Genomic DNA, 12,100 nt, shown 5'->3' on the forward strand with positions numbered 1-12,100 from the left:
AGCGATATTTTCTAGTAATTACTATGAGCTAAGGAGATTTACATGCCTACAGGAACAATCATCTTAATCGTTTCGATTGTTATTATTTTAATCATTGCCTATGTAGCTTGCCTGATTGTTCGTAAACGAAATGACAACCTTTTGGTTGCATTGGAAGAACGTAAGGAAGAGCTATTTAACCTTCCAGTTAATGAAGAAGTCGAAGCTGTCAAAGCACTTCATTTGATTGGTCAAAGTCAGGTGTCATTCCGTGAATGGAATCAAAAATGGGTTGATTTGTCGCTCAATTCATTTGCCGACATTGAAAATCATATCTTTGAGGCAGAAGGCTATAACAATGCCTTTCGCTTTGTGAGTGCAAAGAACGCTATCGACAGTATCGAAAGCCAAATCGATTTAATTGAAGAAGACATCGCCTCTATCCGTCATGGTTTGATGGAGTTGAAGGAGCAAGAAGAGAAAAACTCTGGTCGCGTAAAACATGCGTTAAACTTGTTCGATAGTTTACAGGAAGCTGTTCGTGAAAATCCAGATAGCTACGGTGAGACACTACCAGAACTTGAGAAACAATTGAAAAATATTGAAGTCGAGTTTTCTGAATTTGTGATGCTCAATTCCTCTGGTGACCCGATTGAAGCTTCTGAAATCCTTGATAAGACTGAAGAGCATATGATTGCCCTCAATCAAATCATGGATCGCATTCCAAGTTTGATTGAACGAGTTACAAAAGATTTCCCAGAGCAATTGGAAGATTTGGAGTCGGGTTATCGTAAACTGGTTGAGCAGAATTATTTGTTCACAGAAGCTAACATCGAGTCACAGTTCCAAAATATTCGCGTTTCAATTCGTGAAAATACTGCTTTGATTGTTTCCTTTGATTTGGATGCCGCAGAAGCTGAAAATGAGGGAATTCAAGCAAAAATTGATCATTTGTATAAAGTCTTCAATCGTGAAATCGAAGCGAATAAGGAAGCTGTTAAGATTAGTAAAAACTTGCCAAAATTCTTGGAGCATGTTGTCCAAAATACACAGCTCTTGGATGAGGAAAGCCAACGCCTAAATGCAACTTACTTGCTGGCAGATAGCAAACTTTCACGGATCAATCAGCTTAAAGCTCGTTTGGAATCGATTGAAATTGTTGTTACAGAAAGTGTGGAGGACATTGAAAATCCACAAGTTGCATATTCTATTTTAGAAGAGCGTTTGGATCATTCATTGGCAAGCTTGAAAGAAATCGAAGAGGAGCAGCTTGTTTTAGCTGACTATCTTAAATCACAAGAATTGTCAGAGAACACAGCGCGTAAGAAAGCTACACTTTATATCAACAAATTGCATACCCTTAAGCGCTATATGGAAAAACGCAACCTTCCAGGAATTCCAGCTGAATTTTTAACAAACTTCTTTAGAACGAGCGATCATGTGGAAGCCTTGATTGCCGAGTTAGACTATAAACGAATCAATATCGAAGTTGTTAACCGTTTGTTGGAAAATGCAACGTATGATATGAATCAATTGGAAGAGTTGGCGTATTTGATTGTGCAAAATGCGACTTTAACAGAGCAGTTGCTACAATACTCTAACCGTTATCGTTCATTCGATGAAAGTGTGCAAAAAGCATTTAACCGTTCATTATCAATTTTTGAAAAGGATTTTGATTACCAAGCAGCATTTGAAGAAATTTCATTTGCTCTGGAAACAGTTGAACCTGGTGTAACAGAGCGTTTTGTACGTTCATACGAAAAAACTCGCGAAGCCATTCGCTACTAGATAAAAAGCCATTTGGCTTTTTATTTTTATACTTTGAAAGGAATATTGGAGATGACAACTGGATTATTAGTTATGGATGTTGATTCAACATTAATTTTGGAAGAAGGAATAGATTTACTTGGAGAAGAGGCCGGTTTAGGAGCGCAAGTTGCAGCAATTACCGAACGTGCTATGCGTGGGGAATTGGATTTTGAAGAAGCCTTACGTGAACGTGTGGCGTTGTTAAAGGGACTGCCTGTTTCTGTGTTTGATCGAATTATCAAAAAAATCCACTTTACGCCTGGAGCAGCAGAATTAGTCTCAGAATTAAAAATGCGAGGCTATAAGGTAGCAGTAGTTTCAGGCGGGTTTCATGAAACAGTCGATCGACTAGCTGCACAGTTAGAGTTAGACTATGTTCGGGCTAATCGATTAGAAGTAGTGGATGGAGTATTGACGGGACAAGTATTGGGTGAAATTGTAACGAAAGATACTAAAAAAGCATGTTTAGAAGAATGGGCGGCAGAAAATGGGCTGAGTCTATCTCAAACGATTGCTATGGGGGATGGAGCAAATGATCTACCAATGATTCAACGAGCAGGAATTGGAGTAGCTTTCTGTGCTAAACCGATTGTCCAAGAACAGGCGCCCTACCAAATAAATGAAAAAAATCTCTATAAACTAATAGAGATTTTAGATAGTAAATAACGAGAAGTCAGCTGAGTGCTGACTTTTCTTCTATTCTGTTGTCAGTAAAACCCTTTTCAAATCTTGGACGGTTTCGACTATCATGGTGGCCCCAGCCTTTTCAAATTCCTGCTTGCTCCCATAGCCGTAAAGAACACCGATGGCGGGAAGTTGGTGCATGCGTGCTCCTTCAATGTCATGTTCCCTATCTCCAATCATCACAGCATGTTTTGGAAATGCTTCTAATTGATTTATAGCATAGCCGATGACGTCCGCCTTACTGATGCGACTACTATCCAGACTAGCACCGGCAATGACATCAAAGTAGTGAGCGATACCAAAATGTTCTAGAATCTGTTTGGCAAATATTTCTGGCTTTGAGGTAGCAATTACTAGTGTTTTTCCAGCCGTTCTCAATTCTTCAAGCAGAGGGATGATTCCAGGATAGAGTTGATTTTCAAACATTCCTTTTTCTTTAAAATAGACACGGAAAGCATCAACTGCACTTTGTGTATCTTCAGGGTTGAGTTGGTAGAATCGTGAAAAAGATTCATAGAGTGGCGGGCCGATGAATCGGTTTAAATTGGCTGTATCTGGTTCTTCGATTCCCATTTTTTCTAGTGCGTAGGCGACGGAGTTTAAGATTCCTTGTCCAGAATCAGTAAGTGTTCCATCTAAGTCAAATAATATAGTTTGATACATACTTATCTCCTTTCTTTCAGTATAACACAGACGATGAAAAACAGAAAAGATTTATTGAAAGCTGAATAGGGGCGTGATATACTAATAATATAAAGGAGGTTAGTACCATGCATATTCTCATTGCTCCAGATTCATTTAAAGAGTCTCTTTCAGCTACAAAGGTTGCTGAAGCGATTAAAAAAGGATTTTCTAAGGTTTACCCACAAGCAGGGTATGACTTAATTCCCCTAGGAGATGGTGGCGAAGGGACAGTTGAGAGTCTAATGCAGGCCTTATCCTTGGATGGGACCCAGACTTGGGTGACAGGTCCATTTGGAGATAAAATTAAGGTTTCCTATGCGGTTAAAGATGATCTTGCGGTTTTTGAAATGGCTGAGATTGTAGGGCTGGCAAGCATCCCGCATGAAAGAAGGAGTCCTCTCTTTATTAAGACACAAGGGGTTGGGGAGCTGATTGTGGAGCTCGTTCAAAATGGTGTTAAACGCATATTTATAGGAGTAGGTGGCTCTGCCAGTCATGATGGTGGTATCGGAATGGCGGGAGGTTTAGGAGTGAAATTTTATAATCGAGAGGGAAAAGAAGTAGAGGCAATTGGAGCTCATATCGGGGAGATTGTCAGCTTTTCCACAGAGGATATGTTGGTAGATCTATCTCAGGTCAGGATTGATTTGGTAACGGATGTGGAGAATCCGCTTTGCGGACCAGCGGGTGCCACATTTGTTTTTGCAGGTCAGAAAGGTCTTGCCCCTGCTGAATTTGAACTAGTAGACAAGAAAATGGAGTCCTTTTATAAATTGGTTAATCCAATGCTACTCGATTTGGCAGGAGCGGGTGCTGGAGGAGGTATGGCAGCAGGTCTAGTTCAATTTGCAGGTGCTCGCATTCAAAAAGGCATCGACTTTGTCTTGGATCAGTTGGACTTTGATCATCGCGTCACCAAAGCGGATCTGGTTGTGGTCGGAGAAGGGCGGATGGATGCCCAAAGCTTATCAGGGAAGACTCCGATAGGAGTAGCTAGACGTACACCGACTGGGATTCCCATCATTGCAATTTGTGGTAGCCTCAAAGACGATCTTCCCGAGTTTCCTTTTGAAAATATCTGCGCCGCTTTTCCGATAATTGCAAGCGTTGAAAGTTTGGAGGATACGCTTCAAAAAGCAGAAAAAAACCTGGTCCGCACGGCAGAGCAGGTGGCAAGAATTCTTCAGTTAGGAGGCCAACAAAGATGGAATTAGTGAAATATGTGACTATTATCTTATTTATTTTTATTTGTCTTGCAAAGCTAGTGTCCGTTATGAGACTTTCCGAAAAAGAAAGAGGAATGGAAATGAATGTAATAAAGGCAAACGGAGCAATGTTCTTTTTCAATGAAAAAAATGAAAGAGGCAGATTGCTAGGAATCTTTTGTCTAACCTGTATTATTTTTGCTTTAATATTTATACTGCTTTATCGATAAATAAGTCTAACCAAATAATTTTTTCCAGAAGGAAGGTTTTGCATCTTCCTTTTTTTCTTCTGGTTTTGAGATAAGATTTGGAAATATGGATTCTAAGCTAACTTCTTCATTATCCACAGCGTGATTTGTGTGAAAGACAAGTGCGTAGGGAGACTGTCCTATTTTTTCATCGATGATAGCGGTAGTAATGCCGAAGTTCTGAGCAATTTTTAGTAGTGAAATTTGTTGCTTGTCAGACAGGGCTGGCGAGAGTTTGAGGAATAGAGGAGAGTAGCTGTTTGCTAGTTTTTGGCAAATTGTATCGAACTTATTTCCGACGACTTCACTACTCAAATCGTCAAAGGAAACGATCAGGACAACCCGTTCGCGATAGGTTCCCATGTATAGACGTTGTTCATCTGGATTCAATCGTGTTTCGCCAGAGGCTTTCTGTAGTATGGTAGTATTTAAATCGTTCATGGTTTCAGTATAACATACTCAGTTAACTTTGAAAAGGAAGGCGTTTACATTATTTCTTTCAGTAAAATAACCTGTTTTTTCTTGAAAAATCCCTTCTTTTAGGGTATGATAGCTATGTAACAATTTTAAACTCAAAGGAGAGTAATATAATGTCAATTATTACTGATGTTTACGCTCGCGAAGTCCTTGACTCACGCGGTAACCCTACACTTGAAGTTGAAGTTTATACTGAATCAGGTGCTTTCGGACGTGGTATGGTTCCTTCAGGAGCTTCTACTGGTGAGCACGAAGCAGTTGAGCTTCGCGACGGTGACAAATCTCGTTACCTTGGTCTTGGTACTCAAAAAGCTGTTGACAACGTGAACAACGTGATTGCTGACGCTATCATCGGTTTTGACGTTCGTGATCAACAAGCTATCGACCGCGCTATGATCGCTCTTGACGGTACTCCTAACAAAGGTAAATTGGGTGCAAACGCAATCCTCGGTGTTTCTATCGCTGTTGCGCGTGCTGCTGCTGATTACCTTGAAGTGCCACTTTACACTTACCTTGGTGGATTCAACACTAAAGTATTGCCAACTCCAATGATGAACATCATCAACGGTGGTTCTCACTCAGACGCTCCAATCGCTTTCCAAGAATTCATGATCTTGCCAGTTGGCGCTCCTTCATTCAAAGAAGGTCTTCGTTGGGGTGCTGAAGTATTCCATGCTTTGAAGAAAATCTTGAAAGCTCGTGGTTTGGTAACAGCTGTTGGTGACGAAGGTGGTTTCGCTCCTAAGTTCGAAGGAACTGAAGACGGTGTTGAAACAATCATCGAAGCTATCGAAGCTGCTGGTTACGAAGCTGGCGAAAACGGCATCATGATCGGTTTTGACTGTGCGTCATCTGAGTTCTACGATAAAGAGCGTAAAGTTTACGACTACACTAAATTCGAAGGTGAAGGCGCTGCTGTTCGTACATCTGCAGAGCAAATCGACTACCTTGAAGAATTGGTTAACAAATACCCAATCATCACTATCGAAGATGGTATGGATGAAAACGACTGGGATGGCTGGAAAGCTCTTACTGAGCGTCTTGGCAAACGCGTTCAATTGGTTGGTGACGACTTCTTCGTAACAAACACTGACTACCTTGCACGTGGTATCAAAGAAGGTGCTGCTAACTCAATCCTTATCAAAGTTAACCAAATCGGTACTCTTACTGAAACATTTGAAGCTATCGAAATGGCTAAAGAAGCTGGCTACACTGCCGTTGTATCACACCGTTCAGGTGAAACTGAAGATTCAACAATCGCTGACATCGCAGTTGCAACTAACGCAGGCCAAATCAAGACTGGTTCATTGTCACGTACAGACCGTATCGCTAAATACAACCAATTGCTTCGTATCGAAGATCAACTTGGTGAAGTTGCAGTCTACAAAGGCTTGAACTCATTCTACAACTTGAAAAAATAAATTAGTACAGTGTACTAATTTATCTCCGAGCTAGCATAGCGAGGGTTATAGTAAGAACAAGTCCGAAAATTTTCGGACTTGTTTTTCAATGTCTGGGAGACTGTTTTATCCCCGAGCTAGAATAGCGAAGGTTATAATAAGAACAAGTCTGGAAATTTCCAGACTTGTTTTTCGTAGTACAGTGTACTAATTTATCCCCAAGCTAGCATAGCGAGGGTTATAGTAAGAACAAGTCCGAAAATTTTCGGACTTGTTTTTCAATGTCTGGGAGACTGTTTTATCCCTGAGCTAGAATAGCGAGGGATTAGTAAAACTCTCTAGGTTTTCCTAGGGAATTTTCTTTGCCTTGATATTGATAAAATGATATTCTAAAAAGGCGGATCAACTTAAGTATTCTCATGTTGAAAAGAGATGGAGAGTGGGATGATAGAGTGGATATTTTTTGATTTGGGTTCGACGCTTTTAGATGAAGAGGCGGCTTATGGTTATTATATAGACAAATGTGTGAAGAAGTTAGAGTCTCTGGATATAGAGGTTTCATCAGATTCTTATAAAAAGAAAATGGTGGAGTATGCTCATAAGTCGCTGGATCCCATTCGTTCGACCTGGCAATATTTTGCACCGACCGAGCCACGTCCTTTGTGGACAAATGAGGGTGTGAGCTTGTATCCTGACACAATAGATGCTCTAGAGAAGTTATCACAAAACTATCGATTGGGGATTATTGCCAATCAGTCTAGTAGTATTAGAGAACTGCTTAAAGAGTGGGGAATTGAGTCTTATTTTCAACTCATCATCCTCTCTGAAGAGGTTGGTTTATCTAAACCAAATACAGCTATTTTCACACTTGCCTTGCAAAAAACAAACATCCCTGCAGATAGAGTTGTCTATGTCGGGGATAGGTATGATAATGATATTCTGCCTGCTAAATCTTTGGGAATGTGGACTGTACGGATACTGACAGGTTTTGGAAAGCATGCCCGTGAAAATGAAAAATTGAAGAGTGATTGGGTAATTCCTTCATTGCAAGGGATAACAAATATTTTTGAACAAACAAAAAACTAGACTGAACATTCTCAGCCTAGTTTTTACGTGTATTAGAACAAGCCTTTAACTTTATCTAAAAGACCGCTAACACCTTCAGAACCTGATAACAAGCCTTTTGCTTGTTCCAAGTATTCACCGAATTGGTCCTTGTTTTCTTCGATAAATTGTTTTGCACCATCAAAGTCTTTGTTTGCAATCAATTCTTTTACTTGGTTAAAAAGATCTACTGGATTCATGTTGAAATCACCTCCTATGAGACTATTAAACCAAAACTGGACGGATTTCACAACTGAAACGACTTATAAAAATGTAACGCAAACTGCTTCAGGAACATAGAAATCGTGTGAAAGCTCAGTCAAACAGCCATTTTCGGCATCTCTTTCGAATACAGTTGCATTGTCAGAATCTTGATGGACAACAATCAAATGCTTTTCATCAGGACTAAGCGTGAAATCGCGAGGAGTTTTTCCATTTGTTGGGACGATTTCAACTAATTCTAAGCTGGCATCAGCAAGCGTTTTGTAGACTGCGATAGAGTCGTTTCCGCGGTTGGATCCATAAATAAATTTACCATCCTTTGTGATGCGAATAGCGGCAGTTCCGTTGAAACCAGTATGGTCTTCTGGGAGAGTAGAGACAGTTTGTAGGTGTTCAAATTGTCCCCAGCCGTCATAGATAAGCACCTCAATAGTTGAATTGAGTTCACAGATGAGATAGGCGATTTTTGCGACAGGATGGAAGACAATGTGACGTGGACCACTTCCTGGCGCAGCCTGATAGGTTGCGATTTTCTCTACTTTTCCTTGGTCAGATACCTTATAGGTTACCACTTGATCACATCCTAAATCACAGGTTACTAAAAATTTATCGGGTGTCAAATCAGAAAAGTGAACATGGGCGGAAGCTTGGTTTTCGTGCGGACCAGATCCTTCGTGTTGAGCGACATCAGCTAATTCTAGAGAACCATCCGCTAAACGTTTATAAACAAGTAGTTGCCCTTTGTGGAAATTGGAGCCATAAACTAAATCTCTTGCTTCATCTACAGCGACATAGCAAAGTGGTGCGCCCTCTGATACAACATGGTTGAGTAGAGTATAGTCAGCATTAAAGGCAGCGATACCTCCTAGACCATTTTCAGCGCCGACGGAGTATAGATGTCCGGCCTTATCAAAGGCAAGGTAGGTAGGGTTAGGTTCTTCAGTGACCAATTCTAGATTGCTAAGTTGTCCTGTTTCAGAGTCAAAATTTGCTTTATAAATTCCTTTTGATTCACGTTTTGTATAGGTACCGAAATAGATAGTCATAGGATTCTCCTTTTTGGAAATGATTGATAAAATTATACCATGTTTTTCTGAGAAAGTCGTATAAATTCTGTAGTTGATTTTTACAAAAATCCTTTCTCCATGTTACAATAGAAAAAAAGACTAGGAGTGTATTAGATGGAGGATAAGCATCAAAAATTTAGTCTGACTTGGTTTTTCCGCTTGTTTTTAAATAGTCAAGCGGTGACATTTTTATTAGTAACCTTGCTGACTTTTTTGACCATATTTATTTTCAGTAAAATTAGTTTTTTATTCAGACCAATAGGAAGCTTTTTAGAAATTGTATTGTTACCGATGATTTTAACAGGTCTTTTGTATTACCTATTAAATCCGATGGTTGACTGGATGGAAAAGCATAAAATTTCTCGTACAGTTGGTATTTCCATTCTCTTTGTTTTAATCAGTCTTCTCATTATCTGGGGACTGGCGGTGGCAATTCCGAGTATTCAAGAGCAAGTGACATCTTTTGCGCAAAATCTTCCTTCGAATATCCAGAAAATCGAAGGACAGGTAACTGGGCTCCTACAGGATCAGCGCTTTGAACAATTTAGACCAACAGCTCTGGAGATGTTAAATAAGGTCAATGATCAGATCGTTGCCTATGCTCAGAAGTTTTCTTCAAGCGCTGTGAACTGGGCAAGTAATTTGATTTCAACCGCTTCACAGATTATTGTTGCTATTTTGATTATGCCCTTTATTCTCTTTTATCTATTACGGGATGGTCAGTATTTGAATAAACACATTACCCAATATCTACCAACCAAGTGGAGAGAACCGATTGGAACAGTACTATCAGATGTGAATGGGCAATTATCAAACTATGTTCGTGGTCAGGTGACCGTTGCGATTATTGTTGCCCTGATGTTCTCAGTGATGTTCTCAATCATTGGTCTTAGTTATCCAATAACTTTGGGGGTGATGGCTGGTTTTCTCAATCTAATTCCGTATTTGGGTTCTTTCTTGGCCATGATTCCAGCTGTTATTTTAGGATTGATTGCTGGTCCAATCATGCTGATAAAGGTTTTAGTAGTCTTTATGATTGAGCAGACTATAGAAGGTCGTTTTGTGACACCATTGATTATCGGAAGCTCCCTAAGTATTCATCCGATTACCATTTTATTTGTATTATTGACAGCTGGTCAGATGTACGGTGTCCTAGGAGTTCTTCTGGGAATTCCAATATATGCCTCTATTAAGGTTTTAGTGAAAGCGGCATTTGAATGGTACAAGGCACACAGTAGTTTGTATGAAGATGAAGAAAATGAGGTTGTGAATGAACAATAGTGAAAAAATGTTGGTTTGTTTGGACCAACAGGATTTAGACAAGGCAGATAAGTATTTCAAGCGCGCCTTGGTGCAAGATGATAGCGAAACGCTTTTGTCCTTGGCAGCCTACTTAGAAGGCATTGGTTTTTTCCCACAGGCTAGACAAATCTATGAACAGGTCAAAGAAGAATTTCCCGAAGTACTGATCAATCTTGCCCAAATAGCATTTGAAGATGGCTTGGTTGAAGAATCTTTCGGATACTTGGAGGAAATTTCGGAAGACAGTTCTGTCTATGTGGAAGCCTTGTTGGTTAAGGCGGACCTGTATCAGGCAGAAGGCTTGTCGGATGTGGCGCGTGAAAAATTGTTAGAAGCAAGTTACTTATCAGATGAACCCATCATCCTCTTTGGCTTAGCAGAATTGGATATGGAACTGGAGCTTTTTAATGAGGCTATTTCCTACTATGCCCAGCTGGATAATCGTGAAATCTACGAATTAACGGGAGTTTCTACCTATCAGCGAATTGGTATTGCCTATGCAAGTTTAGGGAAATTTGAAGCGGCCATTGAATTTTTGGAAAAAGCTGTTGAGTTGGAATACGATGATCAGACGGTTTTTGAGTTAGCTGCTCTGCTATTTGAACGAGAAGAATACCAAAAGGCCAATCTCTATTTCAAGCAGTTGGATACCATCAATCCTGATTTTGAGGGCTATGAATATGCCTATGCTCAGTCGCTTCATGCCGAGCATAAGATTGAAGAAGCCTTGGCAATGACAGAAAAGGGCTTGGCCAAAAATGATTTTGATGCCAATCTCTTGCTTCAAGCTTCTCAGTATGCCTATGAATTGCATGACGAGGAGTCTGCGGAAGAATATCTCCTCAAGGCAAAAGAGGTGGCAGATGATAGTAACGAACTAGCTCTGCGCTTGTCCAATCTGTATCTTGAGCAGGAACGATTTGAAGAGGTTGTGGCTTTATTTGATGAAGAGGTAGATAACGTTCTAGCTCGCTGGAATATGGCCAAAGCCTATCAAGCTCTAGAAAGAGATGATGAAGCTATTGAGCTTTACGATGAATTGGCTGGAGAATTGGCTGAGAATCCTGAATTTTTGGCTGATTACGTAGCGATTTTACGTCAACTTGGTCGTTTGGATGAGGCAAAAAAGCAAGCTAGTCGTTTTATCCAATTGGTGCCAGACGATTTAGCCATGCAAGAATTTTTGAATGAAGAGTAGTTTATGCAAGTAAATCGATTATTTCAATACAATACCTTAGGTGCCTTAATGGCTGGACTGTATGGCGGCTCCTTGACGGTTGGCGAATTGTTGGAACATGGTGATTTGGGTTTGGGAACCCTGGATTCCATTGACGGTGAGCTGATTGTCTTGGATGGAAAGGCTTATCAGGCAAAGGGGGCAGGGGAGAAACCAGAAGTGGTTGAAGTTCCTGCTGATATGAAGGTTCCCTATGCAGCGGTTATTTTTCATGAAGCAGAAGTCATTTTCAAACAACGCTTTGAAATGACTAGCGATGAATTGCACCAGAGGATTGAATCCTATTATGATGGCGAAAATCTTTTTCGTTCTATCAAAATCAAAGGGACATTTTCACGGATGCATGTTCGTATGATTCCTAAATCGGCTTCGGATGTTCGATTTGCGGAGGTGGCTAGTCGCCAGCCTGAGTATACCGCTGAGAATATTTCAGGTACCATTGTTGGTATTTGGACGCCAGAGATTTTCCATGGTGTCAGTGTGGCTGGTTATCATTTGCATTTTATCTCGGATGACTTGACCTTTGGCGGGCATGTCATGGACTATGTTATCTCAGAAGGAATGGTGGAAGTGGGGCCAGTAGATCAACTAGACCAACGTTTTCCTGTTCAAGACCGCCAGTATCTTTTTGCTAAGTTCAACGCTAAGGAAGTTAGAGAAGATATTGATAAGGCGGAGTAGG

General features: G+C 40.4%; 13 protein-coding genes. 9 read left to right on the forward strand and 4 right to left on the reverse strand.

Annotated elements, in window-relative coordinates; all coding sequences use genetic code 11:
- Positions 1–42: 42 nt before the first annotated feature.
- Together ezrA and serB are read left to right on the forward strand one after the other, a co-directional pair.
- Positions 43–1,767, forward strand: a complete 1,725-nt coding sequence (ezrA, locus tag GPW69_RS03505; RefSeq protein WP_013730450.1) for a septation ring formation regulator EzrA — start codon at positions 43–45, stop codon at positions 1,765–1,767.
- Positions 1,768–1,818: 51 nt separating this feature from the next.
- Positions 1,819–2,454 carry a phosphoserine phosphatase SerB gene (serB, locus tag GPW69_RS03510; protein WP_002935723.1) on the forward strand — a complete coding sequence of 212 codons (636 nt, stop codon included), beginning with the start codon at positions 1,819–1,821 and terminating at the stop codon, positions 2,452–2,454.
- 30 nt (positions 2,455–2,484) lie between these two features.
- On the opposite strand, the gene GPW69_RS03515 is transcribed toward serB, so the two are convergent.
- A complete protein-coding gene (locus GPW69_RS03515; RefSeq protein WP_024395074.1) occupies positions 2,485–3,135 on the reverse strand; it encodes an HAD family hydrolase in 651 nt (216 codons plus the stop codon).
- 107 nt (positions 3,136–3,242) lie between these two features.
- Between GPW69_RS03515 and GPW69_RS03520 the strand changes: the two genes are divergently transcribed.
- On the forward strand, positions 3,243–4,370 hold the full coding sequence (locus GPW69_RS03520) for a glycerate kinase family protein (RefSeq protein WP_074391475.1): 1,128 nt from the start codon (positions 3,243–3,245) through the stop codon (positions 4,368–4,370).
- Positions 4,361–4,591 (forward strand): hypothetical protein, encoded by a 231-nt coding sequence (locus tag GPW69_RS03525; protein ID WP_044670086.1) that lies wholly within the window; start codon positions 4,361–4,363, stop codon positions 4,589–4,591. Before GPW69_RS03520 ends, GPW69_RS03525 begins: the two co-directional genes overlap by 10 nt.
- Before the next feature lie 6 nt (positions 4,592–4,597).
- Here GPW69_RS03525 and GPW69_RS03530 read toward each other — a convergent pair whose 3' ends face one another.
- Positions 4,598–5,050, reverse strand: a complete 453-nt coding sequence (locus tag GPW69_RS03530) for a DUF1694 domain-containing protein (RefSeq protein WP_024393679.1) — start codon at positions 5,048–5,050, stop codon at positions 4,598–4,600.
- A gap of 149 nt (positions 5,051–5,199) precedes the next feature.
- Here GPW69_RS03530 and eno point away from each other — a divergent pair, with 149 nt between their 5' ends.
- On the forward strand, positions 5,200–6,507 hold the full coding sequence (gene eno / locus GPW69_RS03535) for a surface-displayed alpha-enolase (protein WP_002935704.1): 1,308 nt from the start codon (positions 5,200–5,202) through the stop codon (positions 6,505–6,507).
- A 423-nt stretch (positions 6,508–6,930) separates the two neighbouring features.
- Positions 6,931–7,572: an HAD family hydrolase gene (locus GPW69_RS03540; protein WP_074391474.1), complete on the forward strand. Its 642-nt coding sequence runs from the start codon at positions 6,931–6,933 to the stop codon at positions 7,570–7,572.
- A gap of 32 nt (positions 7,573–7,604) precedes the next feature.
- Here the strand turns inward: GPW69_RS03540 and GPW69_RS03545 are convergent, their stop codons facing one another.
- Complete coding sequence (locus GPW69_RS03545; RefSeq protein WP_024385441.1) at positions 7,605–7,790, reverse strand: hypothetical protein; 186 nt, start codon at positions 7,788–7,790, stop codon at positions 7,605–7,607.
- Between the two features lie 63 nt (positions 7,791–7,853).
- On the reverse strand, positions 7,854–8,858 hold the full coding sequence (locus GPW69_RS03550) for a lactonase family protein (protein WP_015647107.1): 1,005 nt from the start codon (positions 8,856–8,858) through the stop codon (positions 7,854–7,856).
- A 135-nt stretch (positions 8,859–8,993) separates the two neighbouring features.
- Here GPW69_RS03550 and GPW69_RS03555 point away from each other — a divergent pair, with 135 nt between their 5' ends.
- From GPW69_RS03555 to budA, 3 genes are read left to right on the forward strand one after another with little or no spacing between them, the layout of a single operon-like run.
- Positions 8,994–10,160, forward strand: a complete 1,167-nt coding sequence (locus GPW69_RS03555) for an AI-2E family transporter (RefSeq protein ID WP_002935690.1) — start codon at positions 8,994–8,996, stop codon at positions 10,158–10,160.
- Positions 10,150–11,379, forward strand: a complete 1,230-nt coding sequence (locus GPW69_RS03560) for a tetratricopeptide repeat protein (RefSeq protein ID WP_074391473.1) — start codon at positions 10,150–10,152, stop codon at positions 11,377–11,379. The genes GPW69_RS03555 and GPW69_RS03560 overlap by 11 nt, the downstream gene beginning before the upstream one ends.
- 3 nt (positions 11,380–11,382) lie before the next feature.
- Entirely contained in the window at positions 11,383–12,099 is a 717-nt protein-coding gene (gene budA, locus GPW69_RS03565) for an acetolactate decarboxylase (protein WP_024377075.1), read from the forward strand.
- Position 12,100 lies beyond the last annotated feature (1 nt).

The sequence above is a fragment of the Streptococcus suis genome, assembly GCF_902702775.1.
GTDB classification, from domain to species: domain Bacteria; phylum Bacillota; class Bacilli; order Lactobacillales; family Streptococcaceae; genus Streptococcus; species Streptococcus hashimotonensis.